The sequence below is a fragment of the Collimonas sp. OK242 genome (genome assembly GCF_900107095.1).
Taxonomy (GTDB): domain Bacteria; phylum Pseudomonadota; class Gammaproteobacteria; order Burkholderiales; family Burkholderiaceae_D; genus Collimonas.
On record NZ_FNOR01000007.1, the window covers coordinates 208,090 to 227,907 of the forward strand.

14 protein-coding genes are annotated in these 19,818 nt (G+C 58.5%); 8 read left to right on the forward strand and 6 right to left on the reverse strand.

Going from position 1 to position 19,818, the window contains the following annotated elements:
• Positions 1-52 precede the first annotated feature (52 nt).
• Positions 53-3,787, reverse strand: coding sequence for a trifunctional transcriptional regulator/proline dehydrogenase/L-glutamate gamma-semialdehyde dehydrogenase (gene putA, locus BLV81_RS09640; protein ID WP_369823849.1), 3,735 nt, complete (start codon positions 3,785-3,787; stop codon positions 53-55).
• 305 nt (positions 3,788-4,092) lie between these two features.
• Here putA and BLV81_RS09645 point away from each other — a divergent pair, with 305 nt between their 5' ends.
• Entirely contained in the window at positions 4,093-4,551 is a 459-nt protein-coding gene (locus BLV81_RS09645; protein WP_014008389.1) for an Lrp/AsnC ligand binding domain-containing protein, read from the forward strand.
• A 522-nt stretch (positions 4,552-5,073) separates the two neighbouring features.
• Positions 5,074-6,804, forward strand: a complete 1,731-nt coding sequence (locus BLV81_RS09650; protein WP_092354853.1) for an alkaline phosphatase family protein — start codon at positions 5,074-5,076, stop codon at positions 6,802-6,804.
• Between the two features lie 68 nt (positions 6,805-6,872).
• On the opposite strand, the gene BLV81_RS09655 is transcribed toward BLV81_RS09650, so the two are convergent.
• The gene (locus BLV81_RS09655; RefSeq protein WP_092354856.1) at positions 6,873-7,907 is read right to left on the reverse strand and encodes an HTH-type transcriptional regulator GntR; all 1,035 of its coding nucleotides are present in this window, start codon (positions 7,905-7,907) and stop codon (positions 6,873-6,875) included.
• Positions 7,908-8,326: 419 nt separating this feature from the next.
• Here BLV81_RS09655 and gntK point away from each other — a divergent pair, with 419 nt between their 5' ends.
• Entirely contained in the window at positions 8,327-9,883 is a 1,557-nt protein-coding gene (gene gntK, locus BLV81_RS09660; RefSeq protein ID WP_092354859.1) for a gluconokinase, read from the forward strand.
• On the opposite strand, the gene BLV81_RS09665 is transcribed toward gntK, so the two are convergent.
• On the reverse strand, positions 9,880-10,845 hold the full coding sequence (locus tag BLV81_RS09665) for a LysR family transcriptional regulator (protein WP_092354862.1): 966 nt from the start codon (positions 10,843-10,845) through the stop codon (positions 9,880-9,882). The genes gntK and BLV81_RS09665 overlap by 4 nt on opposite strands.
• Before the next feature lie 424 nt (positions 10,846-11,269).
• Between BLV81_RS09665 and BLV81_RS09675 the strand changes: the two genes are divergently transcribed.
• A complete protein-coding gene (locus BLV81_RS09675; RefSeq protein ID WP_092354868.1) occupies positions 11,270-11,587 on the forward strand; it encodes a hypothetical protein in 318 nt (105 codons plus the stop codon).
• Between the two features lie 328 nt (positions 11,588-11,915).
• Here BLV81_RS09675 and BLV81_RS09680 read toward each other — a convergent pair whose 3' ends face one another.
• Both BLV81_RS09680 and BLV81_RS09685 read right to left on the reverse strand, forming a co-directional pair.
• A complete protein-coding gene (locus BLV81_RS09680) occupies positions 11,916-13,802 on the reverse strand; it encodes a phosphoenolpyruvate carboxykinase (GTP) (RefSeq protein WP_092354871.1) in 1,887 nt (628 codons plus the stop codon).
• On the reverse strand, positions 13,799-13,999 hold the full coding sequence (locus BLV81_RS09685) for a hypothetical protein (RefSeq protein WP_092354874.1): 201 nt from the start codon (positions 13,997-13,999) through the stop codon (positions 13,799-13,801). Before BLV81_RS09685 ends, BLV81_RS09680 begins: the two co-directional genes overlap by 4 nt.
• 192 nt (positions 14,000-14,191) lie before the next feature.
• On the opposite strand from BLV81_RS09685, the gene BLV81_RS09690 reads away from it, so the two are divergent.
• Positions 14,192-15,181 carry a D-2-hydroxyacid dehydrogenase family protein gene (locus tag BLV81_RS09690; protein WP_092354877.1) on the forward strand — a complete coding sequence of 330 codons (990 nt, stop codon included), beginning with the start codon at positions 14,192-14,194 and terminating at the stop codon, positions 15,179-15,181.
• Between the two features lie 33 nt (positions 15,182-15,214).
• On the opposite strand, the gene BLV81_RS09695 is transcribed toward BLV81_RS09690, so the two are convergent.
• Positions 15,215-15,967 (reverse strand): L-asparaginase, encoded by a 753-nt coding sequence (locus BLV81_RS09695; protein WP_255365084.1) that lies wholly within the window; start codon positions 15,965-15,967, stop codon positions 15,215-15,217.
• Positions 15,968-16,121: 154 nt separating this feature from the next.
• On the opposite strand from BLV81_RS09695, the gene BLV81_RS09700 reads away from it, so the two are divergent.
• The 3 genes from BLV81_RS09700 to BLV81_RS09710 are packed head-to-tail and all read left to right on the forward strand — an operon-like array spanning position 16,122 to position 19,818.
• Entirely contained in the window at positions 16,122-16,763 is a 642-nt protein-coding gene (locus BLV81_RS09700; RefSeq protein ID WP_092354880.1) for a sugar dehydrogenase complex small subunit, read from the forward strand.
• A gap of 2 nt (positions 16,764-16,765) precedes the next feature.
• Entirely contained in the window at positions 16,766-18,367 is a 1,602-nt protein-coding gene (locus BLV81_RS09705) for a GMC family oxidoreductase (RefSeq protein WP_092354883.1), read from the forward strand.
• Entirely contained in the window at positions 18,364-19,818 is a 1,455-nt protein-coding gene (locus tag BLV81_RS09710; protein ID WP_218134270.1) for a c-type cytochrome, read from the forward strand. The genes BLV81_RS09705 and BLV81_RS09710 overlap by 4 nt, the downstream gene beginning before the upstream one ends.

Below are 19,818 nucleotides of genomic sequence, written 5' to 3' on the forward strand. Positions count from 1 at the left end.
CAGCCAGCCTTTTCACCAGTCGCTATGCGATTTTTATTCGACCTCCATTCGCCTAAGCCTGCAAAGTCATCAGGCTGGCGTTACCGCCGGCAGCGGTAGTGTTGACGCAAACGGCGCGTTCGGCCAGCAAACGCCACAATGGAATCGAGGCGTATTCCGAAGTCTCCAGCAAAGGCACCAGCGCCCCGCTTTGTTCACTGAGCGCAGTCAGCAAAGGGCGCAAGCGCGCGGTGCCTGCGCCGTCGACCAGAGCCAGTTGCAGACGCGTGGCATGGTCGTCGCCGGCGAGCTGATCGACTACCCGGATCGCGGCACGCACTGTACGCGGCAAACCTTCCGGGATCATCGCGGACGAAGCTGTTTCGACCACCGGTAAATTGCCGGTGGCGAAAACCGCCGCCAGTTGATTCAACATGGCGCCGACGTTATCCGCACTGCACAGTATCGCGCCGCGCGGTGCGAACGACAGGCTGTTGCGCTCGCCGGTCGGACCCGGCAGCACCAGCGAAGTACCGAGCCAGCTGGCATGCATGTATTCCTCGCCTAGCGCCGCTATGCGTTGATGGCCGTGGGTCCGGGCCCAGCTCAGCAAGGATTGCAGCACCGGCGTCGCGCTCGCCGCGTCGGCGTTCGGTGCGTGTATCGTGTGCGCACCCAAGGAGACGGCAGAATTACGTTGCAGGCGTTTCAGATACAAAGGACCGCCGGCCTTCGGCCCGGTGCCGGATTTTCCTTCGCCGCCAAACGGCTGCACGCCGACTACCGCGCCGACGATATTGCGGTTGACGTAGATATTGCCGACGTGCGCGTGAGCGACGATGAAATCGATGGTTTCGTCGATACGCGAATGGATGCCCAGGGTCAGGCCGTAACCGCTGCCGTTGATGGCATCGATCAATTGCGGCAGCTCGTTGCGCGCATAACGCAGCACATGCAATACCGGGCCGAATACTTCGCGTTTCAACTCGGACATGGCGCCGATTTCGATCAGCGTAGGCGCCACGAAAGTGCCGTTGCTTTGTTCGGCTGGCAGCGGCAACTGATAGAAATCTTTCGCTGTGGCGCGCATCTTCTCGATATGCGCCAGCAACTGCCCCTGCGCTTCGGCGTCGATCACCGGCCCGATGTCCGTACTCAGACGATCGGGATTGCCAATCCGCAGTTCCTGCATGGCGCCCTTCAGCATGTGCAGGGTGCGGTCGGCGATATCGTTTTGCAGGCACAGCACGCGCAAGGCGGAACAGCGCTGGCCGGCGCTGTCGAAAGCCGAACTCAGGACGTCCTGCACCACCTGCTCCGGCAATGCGCTGGAGTCGACGATCAAGGCATTCTGGCCGCCGGTTTCGGCGATCAGCGGCAAGTCGATCGATTCCGCCAGCGAACGTTTGGCCAAGGTGCGATTGATGATTTGCGCGACTTCGGTCGAGCCGGTAAAAATCACGCCCTTGACGCGTGCGTCGGCGGTCAATGTGGCGCCAACGGTATCGCCCTGGCCTGGCAAGAATTGCAAGGCTGCATGCGGCACGCCGGCCCCATGCATCAGCTGCACTGCGCGCGCGGCGATCAGCGGCGTCTGTTCGGCCGGCTTGGCCAACACCACGTTCCCGGCCGCCAGCGCAGCGCTGACTTCGCCGATGAAAATCGCCAGCGGGAAATTCCACGGGCTGATACACACTACCGGCCCCAGCGCCAGCGCATTCTGCGCATGCCGCACCTGTGCCGAGTAGTAGCGCAGGAAGTCGACCGCTTCGCGTACTTCGGCGATAGCGTTAGGCAGCGATTTTCCTGCTTCGCGGATCGCCAGGGCGATCAATTCCAGCTGGTTCTCTTCGAACAGAACTGCGGCGCGATCCAGTTTGTCGGCCCGTTCCGCCGGCGGCAGGGTTTGCCAATCCATGGCGTAGATGCTGGCGGCATGCAAGGCCTTGTCCACATCGGCCACGCTGGCTTCGATCACGCTGCCGACCACGTCGCGCTGGTCGGCCGGATTCAATACCGGACGCGCAGCCTGGCTAAAGATTTGCGGCTCGGCCAGCAGCGGCGCGACATGCCATTGCTGCTTGCCGAAAACGCCGAAAGCGCTATCGATCTGGCGCAATACTTCTTCGTTGCTCAAGTCCAGGCCCGCCGAATTCTTGCGCTCCGCGCCGTACATGGCCGCCGGCAATGCAATCTGCGGATGCGGCTCTCCCTCTAGTTCCCAGGCGGTTTGCAGCGGATCGGCAATCAGCGAATCAATCGACACATTCTCATCGACGATCTGGTTCACGAAAGAAGAATTGGCGCCGTTTTCGAGCAAGCGCCGCACCAGGTAAGCCAGCAAAGTCTGGTGCGAACCGACCGGTGCGTAGATCCGGCAAGGCTTGTCCAGCATGTCCTTGCCGACCACCTGGTCGTACAAGGTTTCGCCCATGCCGTGCAGGCACTGGAACTCATAATCGGTGATATTTTTTTCCTGCGCCCAGCTGTAGATGGTGGCCAGCGTATGCGCATTATGCGTAGCGAATTGCGGATAAATGACAGCGGTCGCCGCCAGCAATTTCTGCGCGCAGGTCAGGTACGAAACATCGGTGTACACCTTGCGGGTATATACCGGGAAGCCGGACAAGCCGTCGACTTGGGCGCGTTTGATTTCAGAATCCCAATACGCGCCCTTGACCAGCCGCACCATGAATTTACGGCCGCTGCGATGCGCCAGGTCGATCAGGTAATCGATCACGAAAGGACAACGCTTTTGATAGCCCTGCACCACAAAACCTATGCCGTCGAAACCGGCCAGATCAGGATCGAACGCCAGTGCTTCCATCAAATCCAGCGACAATTCCAGGCGATCGGCTTCTTCGGCGTCGATATTGAGGCCGATGTCGTACTGTTTAGCCAGCAGCAGCAGCTGTTTTAAACGCGGCAGCAATTCTTCCATCGTACGCTGCCGTTGCGCGCGCGAATAACGCGGATGCAGCGCCGACAATTTGACCGAGATCCCCGGCCCCTGCTTGATGCCGCGCCCGGCCGAAGCCTTGCCGATGGCATGGATCGCATCTTCATACGAGCGGTAATAGGCTGCCGCATCTTCTTCCGTCAACGCCGCTTCGCCCAGCATATCGTAGGAATAACGGTAGCCGCGTTTTTCATTGTCGCGGCTGTTGTCGAGTGCTTCAGCGATGGTCTGGCCGGTCACGAATTGATTGCCCAGCATGCGCATGGCGACGTCGACGCCCTTGCGGATCAGCGGTTCGCCGCCGCGGCCTATCAATTTAGTCAGCGCCGAGCCCAGTCCACGCTCGCTATTGGTGGCGACCAGCTTGCCGGTAATCAGCAAGCCCCAGGTGGCGGCATTGACGAACATCGACGGCGATTCGCCCAGATGGCTGCGCCAGTCGCCTTTGCTGATCTTGTCGGCGATCAGGCGATCGGCAGTCTGGTGATCCGGAATCCGCAACAGCGCCTCCGCCAGGCACATCAGCGCCACGCCTTCTTCCGAAGACAGCGAGAATTCATGCATCAAAGCGTCGACGCCGGAGGCGCGCGTGCGTTTTTCCCGCACCGCCTGCACCAGCTTACGCGCCAGCGTCTGGCTGGCGGCATGCGAGTCGGCGCTGGTCTGCACCTGTGTCAGCAGCCATTGCACGGCCAGCGCTTCATCGCGCCGGTAAGCAGCGGTGATGGCGGCGCGCAATGGCGTCGGATCGGTCATGACTTCGTGGTGAAAAGCGGTGAATGCAGTGCTGGACATGGTGGCGGAAGGAGTGTTGCTGGATGGCAGGGATGACGGCGGTAGCGGCGGCATGGCGATTGTCTCGGTCTCGGTAAGGATATTATGGTGTCAACTTGTGGTTGCTCCCACAAGCCGTAAGCAAACCGCTGCCGGGCGACAATGCTGACTCCGCCTGCAGTTAATATTGCAGGAATTGCAACATCGCCGCCCAGCCGCAGATTTGCTCGCTGGCATTGTTGTTTTAGTTTCGGTAGAAATCTAAGTTGTTCGATTGTAGGCGGCATCGGCATGGATTAATTCTGGTAATAATGGCTGCTATCAAAATTTTGTTATTGGTGAGAAAATTTAACCGAATAAAATTTTTCAGAAAACAAGCCATGCTAGACAAGATTAGTAAGAAAATTCTGGCCGAATTGCAAAATGATGGTCGTATCAGCAATGTTGATCTCTCGGCCCGCGTCAACCTGTCGCCCGCCGCCTGCCTGGAGCGCGTGCGCAAATTGCAGGAGGCCGGCTATATCTTGCACTACACCGCCCAGCTCAATCCGCAGCTGCTGGATGTGGCTTTACTGGTGTTTATCGAAGTGGTGCTGGACCGCACCACGCCGGAAGTATTCGAAGCATTCAGCCAAAGCGTGCAAATCATCCCGGAAGTGCTGGAATGCCACATGGTGGCCGGCGGCTTCGATTATCTGGTCAAGGCGCGCGTCAAGGACATGAACGCCTACCGCGAGTTTCTCGGCAAATCGCTGTTGCAGCTCAAGGGTGTGCGCGAGACGCACACTTATGCGGTGATGGAAGAGGTCAAGCACACCACCAAATTGCCGATACGCTGACATATTGCGGAAAATCCACTGAACTGCGATTAAAGAAAATGACCATGAATCGACTGATATCAGCCGCGGCATTTTTCGCCGCTCTGCAAGGATGTAGCGCCATGGATGAGCCGGCGCCAACCCCGCAAACCGAAACGCATGCGGGCAATTCGTCATCGGGCCGTGCGTCATTTTCCTGAGCATGACGCCCGTGCTCGCTCCTGAACAACACGCGAAGCAATTCCCGCTTAACAATCTCCTCCGTACCAACACATAGTGTTTCTACAAAAGCAGTAGCTGGCATTTCGACAAATGCAATCGGCGTTGTCGCCAGCGCCTAGCGCTTCAGAAAAAATCCAAATCACGCATCAATTATCAATTCCCTCTCCTTGCAAAGAGACTGGGGGTCACCCCGAGCTGCATTCCTGACCTCCGTTCAAAAATATGGCCGCACGTAATTATCCGGTCATATATGAACCTTATGCTGGATATCTGCTTTCTCAATTCCCGTCTTTCTCACTATTTCACTATAGGAAAAGAACCATGCGAACCCCGAAAAAACTCACCTTGGCGGCACTGCTATCTTTGCTCGCCTGTGCAACGACGTTTAGTCATGCCGAAGAGACGGACGCTGGGAAACAGCCGGCTAAACCAGCCAAACATGTACTGCTTATTTCAGTCGATGGCATGCACCAGGCCGATCTTGACTGGTTCGTTAGCGCGTATCCGCACTCCACCATCGCGCGCATGGTGCGTGAAGGCGTCAACTACACCAACGCCAGAACTCCTTTTCCTTCTGATTCATTTCCAGGCATGGTCGGCCAAGTCACTGGCGGCAATCCAAAAACCACGGGCATTTATTACGATGACGCCTACAGCCGAGGGCTGCTGCCTGCGGGAACGACCGGCTGTGCAGGAGCGCAACCGGGAGCGGAAGTTTACTATGCGGAAGTTGACGCAAAGGACATGAACCGCCTGGACAGCGGCCAACAGATTCCCGGCTTATATACCGACCTTACAAAAATTTCTCAGTTGACCGGCCATGCACAAGATTTGATAGATCCCAAAACATTGCCGGTAGATCCAAAAACATGTTCGCCTGTGTATCCACACCAGTATCTTCAAGTGAATACGATTTTTGAGGTGGCGCAGCAGCATCATTTACGTACAGCGTGGTCGGACAAGCACGCAGCGTATGAAATTCTCAACGGCCCATCCGGCAAGGGAATCGACGACTTGTTCGCACCTGAAATCAACAGTTCGGTTACCGATCCATCGGCACCTGCGGGTGCCGGCGCCGACTGGACTAAAGACAACGTTAACACGCAAAAATATGATGCCTTCAAAGTAAAGGCTGTCGTGAACTGGATCAAGGGTTTCGATCATGCCGGCAATAACGCATTGGGCACGCCAGCTATTTTCGGCATGAACTTCCAGTCTGTCTCCACCGCGCAGAAACTCAACAAATCAGGCTACTACACAGATCCGAAAGACCCCAACACCATCATGACCAACGGCTTGGGCGGCTACACCTTGAATGGCGCGGTGCCAGGACCGGTATTGCAAAGCGCATTGACTTTTGTGGATGAGCAACTCAAGACCATGGTCGGCGCGCTTGATCTCAAAAACACGGTGGTGATTCTCTCCGCAAAGCATGGCCAGTCGCCACAAAACCGCACGGCACTGACGATAATCAACGATGGCGACATGATTGACGCATTGAACTGCGCATGGGAAAACAATAGTGCAAGCTGCAAGGATCCCGCCCAGACCCATCTGGTGGCCCATGCAATCGACGACGACGGCATTCTGATGTGGCTCACCGACCGCTCGACCAAAGCAACGCGCTTTGCGAAGAAATTTCTGCTTGCTTATTCGGGAACCGGCATCGGCTCGGATGCTTTGGGTAGCGCCGTCTCCAAGCCATTCACGCAAGCCGGCGTCACCAAAATCTATGCGGGTGAAGAGGCCGAAGATTTGTTCGGTACCAAGCGCGGCGATGAGCGCGTTCCCGATGTAGTCGGTATCGCCCAACAAGGAGTCGTCTGGGCCGGCGGCAAGCTGTCCAAGATTGCCGAACACGGCGGCAATGCACGGCAGGATAGACATGTGCCTATCGTGGTATGGGGCGCCGGTATCGCACACCAATCAAATGACGATCATGTCGAGACTACGCAGATTGCGCCGACAATTCTCTCCTTGCTGGCGCTCGATCCGAGGGAGTTGCGGGCGGTGCAGATTGAGCATACCAAGGCTTTGCCGGATTTGCATTAACCGGTACTTCGATAGCTTGGGCTGAAAAGCCCAAGCTTTAATCTCGGGCTTGCGAGCCTGGCGTCAATTCAGGTACTGCTCCGTATCGCCAACCGGAAACCGAGATCGACGCAGGTTGTTTCCAGCGCCTCGCGCCTGAGGATTTTAATCAGCAGCTGGGCGGCGGTAAAACCGATGTCGTAACGCGGCGTGACGATCGTGGTGATACCGGGATTGGCGTAGGCCGACCACGGCAAATCGTTGAAGCCGGCAATCGCCATCTGGCCGGGAACCGAGAGGCCGCGCCGCTGGCACTCAAACAAGACGCCAAGCGCCAGATCGTCGTTGCAGCAGAATACCGCATCGCAGGAGGGTGTTTGCTGCAACATCTGGCCCAGCATCCTGGTGCCGAGCTCCACCGTCGACGGCGCCGGCGTCAGCACTTCGATGTCAGCCGCTATGCCGGCTTCGGACAGCGCCTTGCGAAAGCCGTGCCGGCGTTTCATCATGCGCGGATCGAGCTGGGCGCCGAGGAAGCCGGGTTGGCGGTAGCCGCGCTCGATCAAATGGCGGGCGATGCTGTAGCCCGCATCTTCATGCGAAAAACCGACCGTGACATCGCTGCAGTCGGGATTCAGGTCGAACATGCGCACCGCAGGCACATTGTGCGCCGCCAGCTGGTCGCGCAGCTCATCCTGCTGTTCTATGCCGCTCAGCAAAAAGCCGTCCGGCGCGTGCGCCAGGTACGTGCTGATCAGCTGGCTTTCCTTGTCCGGCGAGTAGCTGCTTTCACCGATCAGGAATTTGTAGCCGTGCTGATTCAGGCTGTCGCGGATTCCGGTCAGGGTTTCCACGAATACCGAGTTGCTGAGCGACGGCACAATCACGCCGATCACCTGCGATTTGGCCGAGGCCAGCGTGCTGGCAGCCTGATTCGGCACATAGCCGAGTTGTTTGATCGCCGCCGCAATCCGTTCGCGCGCTTCCAGCTGCACCAGCGCTGGTGTTTTCAGTGCGCGCGATACCGTCATTGGGCTGACACGGGCTAGCCGGGCGACGTCGACGATAGTTACCCTGCCGCTGGCGCGGCTATGGCGTTGTTGCTTGAGTTCCGGGCTGCTCATGGTTGCAATGGCATTCTCATGGTCTCGTTGTACGGTGTACTTTGTCTTTAACTGGCTGCTGTTTGTTGTACGTATTATCCGGTCAAGCCGCAGATATGTGTACGCGGCAACGGAATCTTGTTCATTTGGCTAGCGCAGCCAATGTTACACGCAAGCTGTGGCACATTGATATGATTTCCTTAGGGTAATGATACTAGCGCGTCGCATTAGTGCATCCGGCCTTCCCGGGAGGCCTTATGTCTGCACCGGCATTGGGTGATTCATTGCAGCCCTTTATCGCTATCCGCTATCATTACGCAGCCGCTAACAAGCACTACAATGTGGCAATGCACTTGGCAGCTAGCCAAATCCGGTATAGCCGTCCGCTCCGCTCATTTCGGCCACTTGCTCCATCTATACAATTCGTCACAAGGAAGTTCATGCATCACCAGCCAGAATATATGCTCGGCGTAGATATCGGCACCACCAGCACCAAGGCGGTGCTGTTCACCACCCAGGGACAGGTCGTGGCGCAGCACGCGGTGGAATATCCCTTGTTGTGCACCACGCCGGGCATGGCTGAGCAAGATCCGCTGCAGATTTACGCGGCGGTGCTTAGCGCGATCCAGAACGCAGTCAGCAACAGCAAAGCAGCTGCCGATCAGATTGCCCTGGTGTCCTTCAGCGCCGCCATGCATAGCGTGATTGCGGTGGATCAGGACGGCGCGTTATTGAGCAACAGTATCACCTGGGCCGACAACCGCGCGGGTGAATGGTCCAACCGGATTCGCGACGAGCTGGACGGCCATGCGATCTATTTGCGTACCGGCACGCCGATTCATCCGATGTCGCCGCTCTGCAAAATCATGTGGCTGCGGCACGATCAGCCGCAGCTGTTCGGACGCACCGCAAGGTTTGTCGGCGTAAAGGAATATGTGTTGTTTCGCCTGTTTGGCGAATGGCTGGTCGATCACTCGATCGCCTCCGCCACCGGCATGTTCAATTTGCAGCAGCTGGATTGGGATCAGGGCGCGTTGGCGATGCTCGGCATCAGCCCGCAACAGCTTTCGCGGCTGGTGCCGACTACCCATTGCCTGAACGGCCTGGCGCCGGCCATGGCGCAGCAACTGGGATTGTCGCCGGCCACGCCGTTTGTGATCGGCGCCAACGATGGCGTGCTATCCAATCTCGGCGTCAACGCCATCGCCCCGGGCCAGGTTGCCGTCACCATCGGCACTTCGGGGGCGATGCGGACGGTGATCGACAAGCCGATGACCGATCCCTCCGGCCGTACTTTTTGTTATGCGCTGACCGCCAAACATTGGGTAGTCGGCGGCCCTACCAACAATGGCGGCAGCATCTTCCGCTGGGTGCGCGATGAGCTGGCCACCGCCGAGTCCGCCGCCGCCAGGCAAGCGGGACTCGATCCGTATGAAGCGTTGACCAAGATTGCCGAGGCCGTGCCTGCCGGCGCCGAAGGATTGCTGTTCCATCCCTATCTGGCCGGCGAGCGCGCGCCGCTGTGGAATGCCGATGCGCGTGGATCGTATTTCGGCCTGGCGATGCACCACGGCAAACCGCATATGATCCGGGCCGCGCTGGAAGGCGTGATTTTCAGCCTGTACAGTATTTTGCCGGCCGTCGAAGAGCTGATCGGACCGACCACGCATATGATGGCAACTGGCGGCTTCGCCCGTTCGGCCTTGTGGCGGCAAATGATGGCGGATATTTTCGAGCGCGAAGTGGTGGTGCCGGAAAGCGTCGAATCGTCCTGTCTCGGCGCTGCCGTGCTGGGTTTGTACGCACTCGGGAAAATCGATGCGCTCGATGCAATCGGCGGCATGGTCGGCGCGACGCACCGGCACCTGCCGATTCCCGAGAACGTTGCGCTGTACCGCCGCTTGTGGCCGATCTATGCGGCGCTTCCTAAGCAGCTGGAACAGCAGTATCGGCAGTTGTCGCAGTTTCAGCGCGAGACGGCCGCGACGGTTTCTTAATCCTCGTCTTCCGGATCGATCAGGCTGAATTTCTCGTGCGCGGTTTCACTCAGGTGCGCGCGTAGCCATTTGTGCGCCGGATTGCGGGAGTCGCGCTCGTGCCACAGCATGTCGACATGGACCGCCGGTGTCGGGAACGGCAGTTCGCGCGCCACCAGTTCTTCGGTCATGCCGGTCGCGCCGATCAGGTGACGCGGCAAGACTGTCAGCAGATCGGAACTGGCGACCACGCGGCCGGCCGTGAAGAATTGATTGACGGTCAGCAGGATGCGCCGCTCGCGCCCCATCGCCGCCAGGGTTTCATCGATCAAGCCATGCGCCCGGCCGGAAAAACTCACCAGCAAATGATGCGATGCGCAGTAATTGTCCAGGGTCAGCACCTGATTCGCCAGCGGGTGTTTCTTGTGCATCACGCACACATATTCGCCGGTGTAGAGCCGTTCATGATGGATCGGCGAAGCGCTGGTAGTCTGGCCGCCGGCCAGCTGGGCTGCGACGCCGGGGAAAAAGCCCACCGCCAGGTCGACATCGCCGCGCAGCAGCATTTGGCGCGGGTCGCGGGTGGTCAGCGGCACCATGCGCAGATTCAGTTGCGGTGCGTCGCGTTCGATAGTGCGCACCAGCCCCGGCAGCCATAGCGCTGCGGTGGCGTCGGCCATGGCCATCTGGAAGGTGGTGTGGGCGCGCGAGACATCGAAAGTTTCCGGCGTGATCGCGGTTTCCAGGTCGGTCAGTGCGCGTCTTACCACCGGCCACAATTCTTCGGCGTGCTGGGTCGGCTTGACCCCGTGTGCGGTGCGGATCAGCAGCTCGTCGTTGAGCGTATCGCGCAATCGTTTCAAGGCATTCGACACTGCCGGCTGGGTCATTGCCAGGCGGCTGGCGGCGCGCGTCAGGTTTTGCTCGGTCATGACGGCATCGAAGACACGCAGCAGATTTAAATCAAGCGTTAAAAAGCTCATGGTCGGATCTATCGTTAATTATTTTGGACTGGATTTGTACGGAAAACGCTGTTGAAAATTTTGGCTTGGATGCAATATTCACAGATTTTATAACTGTTATATGAAAGCGCAATGACAGATTTCAAGTGCCGTGAAAATATTGCACAACAACATAAACTCAACATGAAGCGGCTATCAGCTGAGATTATGTCTGATAACTGTAATAATTACTTGCAAGAAACTAATCGAAGCCAAAATAATGTGATCTCGCCCCGTCAGGCTTTATGTTACAGGTATTGCCTAATTGATGTGCACTGCGGATTTTTCGACAGATACCGAACATTATTCGTTGAACACATAACTGATATCCAAAATCAGAATTGGATAGCTCGCCAAGTAGTGAATATACTGCAATGCAACATCATCATCATTGAAAAGTAGTCGTATGTCTTTATTCGCTCTTGCCCTGCCTGCTGAAACAGCTTTGTTCAACGCATCGGCGCTGCTCGCCGCCGCTGCCGCCGCAGTGCGGCCATTGCTGGGCCTGGGAGCGCTGGCGACTTTGATGGTGTATTTCAAACCGCTTTGGATGGGGGTCTTGCGCGCCGCATTGATGTTGGTCAAGCCGCGCAAATCGCTGGACCAGCGGATTGCCCGCAGCAAGTTCAACGGGCAGCAATTAGTGCGCCGCATGGCAAACGACCAGGCACTCAGCCAGCCAAGCCTGGCAGCTGAACTGCGATTGCTGGCCGGTCGCGATTAACCACAAGGAGTTGTTATGCACCAATACATCTATTATGACGAAGACGGCTTCCCTACTTTCGCCGTGCTGAAATGGCTGCGTGCCGCTGCAACTCGGGTTGCGGCCTGGATGGGTCTGAACGGCCTGTAACAAGCCATCTTCACTATTGAATTTCTGACGTCTCCTCTTTCCTGCGATGGAAGGATTCACCCTGCCGGCTAACCGTCGGCAGGGGTTTTTTTGACTGCAGAGCCGCATAAAAAACGCCCGCCAGCTTGCGCTGCGGGCGTTTTTATTTGTTGCTTGATAACGCTGGTAACCGGATTAGCTACCAGCCTTATTTGCGGCTTTAGTCGGCCAGCTGTTTTTCCAGCGCCAGCTTCACTTCAGCCAGTTCTTGCGGCAAGTGATATTTCAGCTTGTCGAACAGCTCTGTGTGCAGCGCGGTTTCCGCTTTCCAGGCAGCTTTATCGATAGCAGTGATGCGATCGAATTGCTCTTCGCTGAAATTCAAACCTTCCCAGCTCAGGTCGGCATAGCGCGGCGTTACGCCGAACAAGTGCTCGACGCCGCCGGTCTGGCCGCCTTCGAGCCGGTCCAGCATCCACTTCAACACGCGCATGTTGTCGCCGAAGCCAGGCCAGACAAATTTGCCGTCGGCGCCGGTGCGGAACCAGTTGACGCAGAAAATCTTCGGCAACTCGACATTGTTTTGCTTACCTAGCGCTGCCAGCTTCTCGCCCATAGTCAGCCAATGCTGGAAATAATCGCTCATGTTGTAGCCGGTGAACGGCAGCATCGCGAATGGATCGCGGCGCACGACGCCTTGCTGGCCGACCGCCGCAGCGGTGGTTTCCGAACCCATGGTGGCAGCCATGTACACGCCTTCAACCCAGTTACGGGCCTCAGTCACCAGCGGCACGGTGGTGGAGCGGCGGCCGCCGAAAATGAAGGCTGAAATCGGCACGCCGGCCGGATCGTCCCAGGCCGCGTCGATCACCGGATTCTGCGTCGCCGCAACGGTGAAGCGTGAATTCGGATGCGCTGCCTTGGCGCCGGTTTCCTTGGCGATGGCAGGCGTCCAGTCCTTGCCCTGCCAGTCGATCAGGTGCTCGGGCGCGGTGCTGCTCATGCCTTCCCACCAGACGTCGCCGTCGTCGGTCAGGGCGACGTTGGTGAAGATGGTGTTGTCACGCATCGACGCCATGCAGTTGCGGTTGGTCTTGTCATTGGTGCCAGGGGCAACGCCGAAATAACCGGCTTCCGGATTGATCGCATACAGGCGGCCATCGGCGCCCGGCTTGATCCAGGCGATGTCGTCGCCGATGGTGGTGACTTTCCAGCCTTCAAAACCGGCTGGCGGAATCAGCATGGCGAAATTGGTTTTGCCGCAGGCCGAAGGGAAAGCCGCCGCCACATAGTGTTTCTTGCCAGGTTTGCCATTTACCGCGGGCGCCTCGACGCCCAGGATCAGCATGTGTTCTGCCAGCCAGCCTTGATCGCGGCCCATGGTCGAGGCGATGCGCAAGGCGAAGCATTTCTTGCCGAGCAATGCATTACCGCCGTAGCCGGAACCGTAAGACCAGATTTCGCGGGTTTCCGGATAGTGGACGATGTACTTGGTCGGGTTGCATGGCCAGGCGACGTCCTTCTGGCCGGCCGCCAGCGGCGCGCCGACGCTGTGTACGCAGGGCACGAACTCGCCATCGCTGCCGAGCACGTCGCATACAGCCTTGCCCATGCGCGTCATGATGCGCATGTTGACGGCGACGTAAGGGGAGTCGGACAGTTCCACGCCGATGTGGGCAATCGGCGAACCCAGCGGGCCCATCGAAAACGGCACGACGTACATGGTGCGGCCTCGCATGCAGCCGTCGAACAGGCCGTGCAGGGTATGGCGCATTTCGGCCGGGTCGGTCCAGTTGTTGGTCGGGCCGGCGTCTTCCTTCTTGGCTGAACAAATGAAGGTGCGGTCTTCGACCCGTGCCACGTCCGACGGATCGGAGCATGCCAGATAGCTGTTGGGACGTTTTTCCTGGTTCAGTTTCTTCATGGTGCCGGCGGCCACCATGTCGCTGCACAGGCGATCGTATTCCGCCTGCGAACCGTCGCACCAATAGATTTGATCAGGCTTGGTCAGGGCCGCAACTTCGGCTACCCAGCTGATCAGCTTTTGCTGTTTGACATATGCCGGAGCATTGACTGCGGCGATGCCGCCCATGCGTGGTTGATTCATGAAAAACTACCTCCAATACCAATAAAGAAATCTTTTTCTTGCCAGCTGCCTGTGGTCGGCTGGCTTGCCATGTCGGCTGGCTGAATTCGGGTGCGCTTGTCGCTGGCTATCTGACTGGTTAGCGTTATCATTTGCCGGTCGATAAACATCGCGCTGGTTTTACTGCAGGCCTTGCTGTGATGCAGGCCGCACACCATTGAGCGATGTTGTCCGCTTTATCCGGGAAGTAGCCGTCATCCTGGAAAAAGTGGGCCGATTGTACACCCGATTTGTAGTGAAAATGCCCAACTATTGTAGTAAGGTATTTCTCGTTTTCCGGATGCTGTTGCTTTATTACGTGACAGCCGGTTTTCTTTGTTTTTATGCAATTTAAATATCAAAAGACCCCTATGAAAATTGCCGTACTGGATGATTATCAAGACTGTGTCCGCAGTCTCGACTGTTTCAAGATGTTGGAGGGCCACGAGGTCAAAGTGTTCAACAATTCTGCGCGCGGCGCAGGTCAATTGGCAATCCGCCTGGCCGCTTTCGACGCGCTGGTACTGATACGCGAGCGCAGCAGTTTTTCCAAAGCCTTGCTGCAAAAATTGCCCAAGCTGAAATTGATATCGCAGACCGGAAAAGTCAGCGGCCATATCGATGTCGAGGCAGCCACGGAATGCGGCATCGCCATCGTCGAAGGCGTCGGCGATCCGACCGCACCTGCCGAGCTGACCTGGGCCCTGATCATGGCGGCCAGCCGCCGTATTCCGCGTTATGTCAGCAATCTGCAGCAGGGGCAATGGCAATCGGTCTCGGCGACGCCGCACAACAATGTGCTGGGTACCGTGCTCAAGGGGCGGACGCTGGCGATCTGGAGCTATGGAAAAATCGGCCGCATGATTGCGGGGTACGGCAAGGCGTTCGGCATGCGCGTGCTGGTCTGGGGCCGCGACGCGAGCCGTGCCGCGGCGTTAAAGGATGGCTATCATGCTGCCGAGTCGAAACAACAGTTCTTTGCTGAAGCCGATGTTTTGACGCTGCATCTGCGCTTGAATGACGCTACCCGCGGCATCGTCGAGGCGGCCGATCTGGCTTTGATGAAAGCCAGCGCCATTTTCGTCAACACCAGCCGCGCCGAGCTGGTTGCCGACGGTGCGCTGCTGCCGGCCTTGCAACAAGGCCGGCCCGGTTATGCCGCGCTGGATGTGTACGAAACCGAGCCGTTGCCGCCGGACTCGCCGCTGCTGCGGATGGAGAATGTGTTGGCTTCTCCGCATCTGGGCTATGTCGAAAAAGATAGCTACGAGCTGTACTTCCGCGCCGCATTCCAGAACGTTTTGGAATTCGCCAACGGCACGCCGAAGAATGTCCTGAATCCGGACGCGTTGCTGCCGTAGGGTGGGCATGTAATGCCCACGCGGAGAAGGCAATCAGTCGTCGCCGGCGCCGCTGGGCAGAATCAATTTGTTGAGCCGGGCTGCCGGCGCGGCTAGCGTTGTGTCATGCCACATGTTGTTCCAGCCCGGCGGCCACGGCAATGGCGGGCCGCTATATTCAGGCACGTTGTTGCGCAAGGGGATCACCGGCAAGTTGTGCGGCATGGCGCCCTCGCTCCAGCCCAGGCTGAAGGCATAATCCGGCAGCAAGGCATCGCACACCTTGGCAAACCAGATGCTATGGTCTTCATCGTTTCCCAAGGCTTGCGCCAGGCCGTGCGGATCGAACTGCGCCAGCGCGCTCGCCAGTTCCGGTATCGAAGCGCCGGGCTGGTCGCCCCAGCCCAGGATAGGATTGAAATTGTAATCGGCGCCAGACCCGTACCAGCCTTCGCGCCGGGGCCTTTCCATCCAGCTGCGGCGTCCGCAAAACAGATGCCAGCGCCAGTGCAAGCCGGACGGTTTGGGCCAGCTGTACAGATACAGCCGCTGATAGCCGGCGCGATGCAATTCGCGCACCAGCGCCATCAGGCGCGCATGCGGCATGCGGTCTGGCGGTGCGCGACGGAACAGGATGGGTTCGCCATCCGCATGCTGCACTTCGTCGGAAGACAGATTCAAATCCAGCGTCCGCTTCTCACTGCCGAAACGCGCAGCTATCCAGCCGGTCAGCAGGTTAACCGAGGTGATTACGCCGTAGCCGCGAAAGCGATGGAAAATAACGGTGCCGGGAGCGATCGGTTTCATGAGTCGGAATTCTTAAAAAAAGTGCACGCCTGAGGCAAATGTTACCAGTGTAGCCGCTGCGCCGCGTTTTCATAGGGTAGGTAAACGGCGCAACATCGATTTGCTTACCTCAGTATAATCAAGCCACCCCCCCAAGGCAGAAAGGACTAGCCATATGAAGCAAGGTCCATCAGTTGTAGACGAGCGATCAAGCGACCCGCCCATCACAGCAGCCACCGATAGCGGCGTGTTTGCCGCCGGCAGGCGCAAGCTCATGTTACTGGGCGGTGTCAGTTTCGCGATGATGAGCATCCCGCACTGGCTGCGGCAGGCCTCGGCCCAGACCGCCGCTCCTGCCTCCGCCACCTCCAGTTCTGCCAGTTCCCCTCCCGCCGCAAGCAACCGGCAGCAAACTGATTTCATGGCCCTGTCGGCATTGCTGACAGGCGCGCCGAAACTCAATCCGCGCATAGGCGCAAGACTGTATGGCGCATTGAGCGCACAAGCGATCGAGTTTGAGAAACAAGCTGCGGCGCTATGGCAGTACAGCATCGAAAAAAATATCAAGGACGTAGATAACCTGGCTGCCGCAGTCGGCAACGATAGTGCGCTGGCGCTGGTCTTGCACCGGATTATCAGTGCCTGGTATCTGGGCGTAGCCGGCGATGGAGGCGTCGCCGGCGGCGCCAAGGTGATCGCATTCGAGCAGGCATTGATGTTCGACCAGGTGCGCGATGCCGTCGTGGTGCCGACCTATTGCCGCGCCGCCCCCGGTTACTGGATTACCCAACCGGCAGTCTTGAAAGCGAGGGTTTGAGCATGGCTGAAAACTTGTCCGCAGATGTGGTGATTGTCGGTTCCGGCGTCGCCGGCGCCCTGGTGGCGCATCAACTGGCTCTGTCCGGCGCTTCGGTGCTGGTACTGGAGGCGGGGCCGCGGCTGGAACGCTGGCGCATCGTCGAAAATTATCGGAATACGCCGAGCAAAGACGATTTCATGGCGCCCTACCCGTCCACCAAATACGCGCCGCATCCCGAGTACACGCCGGAAAATAATTACCTGATCCTCAAGGGCACGCATAAATACAATTCGCAATACATCCGCGCGGTCGGCGGCACTACCTGGCACTGGGCCGCTGCCGCCTGGCGCTTCCTGCCCAACGATTTCAAGATGAAAACGCTGTACGGCGTCGGCCGCGACTGGCCCATCGGTTACGATGAACTGGAGCCTTACTACTACCGGGCTGAAGTCGAGCTGGGCGTATCCGGCCCCAACGACGGCACCGACCTCGGCTCGCCGCGCAAGCAACCCTATCCGATGGACCATCTGCCGCTATCCTGGAACGACCAGCGCTTCAGCGCCGTGGTCAACGGCAACGGCCACAAAGTCGTGTCGGAACCGGTGGCGCGCAACAGCCGCGCCTACGATCAGCGGCCTAACTGCTGCGGCAACAATAACTGCATGCCGATCTGTCCGATCGCTGCCATGTATAGCGGCATCATCCACGTCGAGAAAGCTGAAAAAGCCGGCGCCAGGGTGCTGGCCGACGCCGTGGTGTACCGGCTAGAAGTCGACGCCAGGGAACGCATCAGCGCCGTGCATTACAAAGATCCGCAGGGCGTCACCCACAGAGTCACCGGCAAGTATTTCGTGCTGGCGGCGAACGGCATCGAGATTCCCAAGCTGATGCTGATGTCTACCGACGACAAGCATGGCAACGGCGTCGGCAACAGTTCGGACCAGGTCGGCCGCAACCTGATGGACCATCCCGGCACCGGCGTCACCTTCCTCGCCAATGAAGATCTGTGGCCCGGACGCGGCCCGATAGAAATGACTTCCATCGTCGATATGCGCGACGGTGCTTTCCGTGCCGAATATGCCGCCAAGAAGCTGCATTTGAATAATATGGCGCAAACCAATCATGCGGGCCAGACCGCCTTGAAAGACGGTTTGGTCGGGCTCAAACTGAATCAGGAAATCCGCCGCCGCGCGGCGCGCACCGTGAACATCAACAGCTTCCACGATATCCTGCCGGATCCTGAAAACCGTATCCGGCCCAGCATGGAAAAGCGCGATGCGCTCGGCATCCCGCAGCCGGAGATTACCTATTCGATCAACGATTACGTCAAGAAAAGCGCCGTGCTGACGCACCAGGCCTATGCCAGCATCGCCGCCATGTTCGGCGGCACGGAAATCAAGTTCGACGACGATTTCGCGCCGAACAACCACATCATGGGCGCCACCATCATGGGCGGCGATCCGCGCAATTCGGTGGTCGATGCCCATTGCCGTTCGCACGATCACGAAAACCTGTTTATCGCCAGCGGTTCGGTGATGCCGGTGGCCGGTACGGTGAATTGCACCTTGACGATCGCGGCGCTGTCCTTGCGCATTGCGGATACTTTGAGGACAGTGCTATGACGGCCCGCTCTCGATTCACCTGCCGGCTCTTGCGTTGGGTCGGCGCCATGGCCCTGGCCGCCGGCATGGCGCACGGCGCCGCTGCTGCGGATATCGCTCCGGCTACACCCGCCGCCCCTGCCAATGCTGACCAGATCACACGTGGCGCTTACCTGGCCAAAGCCGCCGACTGTATCGCCTGTCACACGATCGACCCGGCCAAGCCGTTCGCCGGCGGTTATCCGCTGGCGACGCCGTTCGGCACCATCTATGGCCCCAACATCACGGCCGACAAAGAGAGCGGCATCGGCAACTGGAGCGATGAAGATTTCATTCGTGCGTTACACAATGGCATCGATGACAAAGGTAGGCACCTGTATCCAGCGTTCCCCTACGCTTCCTTCACCAAGCTGTCGCGCGACGACGTGCTGGCGATCAAGGCCTATCTGTTCAGCCTGCCGCCGATACAGCAAAAAAACCTGAAAAACGATTTGCCCTTCCCGCTCAATCAGCGCTGGATCCTGGCCGGCTGGAAGCTGTTCAATTTCAAGCCGGGCGAATGGCAGGACGATGCAGGCAAGAGTCCGGAATGGAATCGCGGCGCGTACCTGGTGGAGGGACTGGCCCACTGCCAGGAGTGCCATACGCCGCGTAACCTGACCATGGGCGTCGACCTCAAGCGTTCTTTCGGTGGTGCGCAATTAGGCGGCTGGACGGCGTTCAACATCACGCCTGATCCGGTCAGCGGCATCGGCGGCTGGAAAGACGAAGAAGTGGCCCAGTATATGAAAACCGGCCTGGTGCCGGGCAAGGCTTCCGCTGCCGGCGGTATGGCGGAAGCGATCGAGCATAGCCTGCAATATCTGAGCGATGCCGATTTGAAGGCGATTGTCGCTTATATGCGCAGCGTGCCGGCCATCAGCGATGCGGCCGACAAGAAGCCGCGTTATGCCTGGGGTCAGGCGGCAGACGACGATGCCGATTTGCGCGGCGTAGCCGCGGTATCGGTCAGCAGCAATGCTGCGGGCGGTGCAGAGTTATTCAGCGGGAACTGCGCCAGCTGCCACTCGGCCAGCGGCAGTGGCGTAGTCGGCGGTTATTATCCGTCGCTGTTCAGCAACAGCGTGGTGGGTGCGCGCGAACCGGGCAATCTGCTGATGGTGATACTGAACGGCGTGCAGCGCCGCGGCAAGGATGACGAAGCTTTCATGCCCGGCTTCGCAGATCATCTGAACGACGTCCAGATTGCAACGCTGACCAACTACATTCTGAAGCAATACGGCCAAGCGGACGCGCCAGCCGTCACGCCTGCAATGGTCAAAACCCAGCGTCAAGGGGGACCGGTTTCCCCCATGCTATCTTTATTGCCCTGGGGGCTGGCGGCGGCAGCGCTGATCGTGGTATTTATACTGTTTTCGTTGTTCGCGCGTCGTCGCTCGGTTCCGCATACTCCGCGCAATCCGCCGAAATGA

What these genes read in the sequence shown, in the direction of transcription:
- putA (WP_369823849.1), bottom strand. Translation starts at nt 3,787, where the DNA reads ATGCCGCCGCTACCGCCGTCATCCCTGCCATCCAGCAACACTCCTTCC.
- BLV81_RS09645 (WP_014008389.1), top strand. Translation starts at nt 4,093, where the DNA reads ATGCTAGACAAGATTAGTAAGAAAATTCTGGCCGAATTGCAAAATGAT.
- BLV81_RS09650 (WP_092354853.1), top strand. Translation starts at nt 5,074, where the DNA reads ATGCGAACCCCGAAAAAACTCACCTTGGCGGCACTGCTATCTTTGCTC.
- BLV81_RS09655 (WP_092354856.1), bottom strand. Translation starts at nt 7,907, where the DNA reads ATGAGCAGCCCGGAACTCAAGCAACAACGCCATAGCCGCGCCAGCGGC.
- gntK (WP_092354859.1), top strand. Translation starts at nt 8,327, where the DNA reads ATGCATCACCAGCCAGAATATATGCTCGGCGTAGATATCGGCACCACC.
- BLV81_RS09665 (WP_092354862.1), bottom strand. Translation starts at nt 10,845, where the DNA reads ATGAGCTTTTTAACGCTTGATTTAAATCTGCTGCGTGTCTTCGATGCC.
- BLV81_RS09675 (WP_092354868.1), top strand. Translation starts at nt 11,270, where the DNA reads ATGTCTTTATTCGCTCTTGCCCTGCCTGCTGAAACAGCTTTGTTCAAC.
- BLV81_RS09680 (WP_092354871.1), bottom strand. Translation starts at nt 13,802, where the DNA reads ATGAATCAACCACGCATGGGCGGCATCGCCGCAGTCAATGCTCCGGCA.
- BLV81_RS09685 (WP_092354874.1), bottom strand. Translation starts at nt 13,999, where the DNA reads ATGGTGTGCGGCCTGCATCACAGCAAGGCCTGCAGTAAAACCAGCGCG.
- BLV81_RS09690 (WP_092354877.1), top strand. Translation starts at nt 14,192, where the DNA reads ATGAAAATTGCCGTACTGGATGATTATCAAGACTGTGTCCGCAGTCTC.
- BLV81_RS09695 (WP_255365084.1), bottom strand. Translation starts at nt 15,967, where the DNA reads ATGAAACCGATCGCTCCCGGCACCGTTATTTTCCATCGCTTTCGCGGC.
- BLV81_RS09700 (WP_092354880.1), top strand. Translation starts at nt 16,122, where the DNA reads ATGAAGCAAGGTCCATCAGTTGTAGACGAGCGATCAAGCGACCCGCCC.
- BLV81_RS09705 (WP_092354883.1), top strand. Translation starts at nt 16,766, where the DNA reads ATGGCTGAAAACTTGTCCGCAGATGTGGTGATTGTCGGTTCCGGCGTC.
- BLV81_RS09710 (WP_218134270.1), top strand. Translation starts at nt 18,364, where the DNA reads ATGACGGCCCGCTCTCGATTCACCTGCCGGCTCTTGCGTTGGGTCGGC.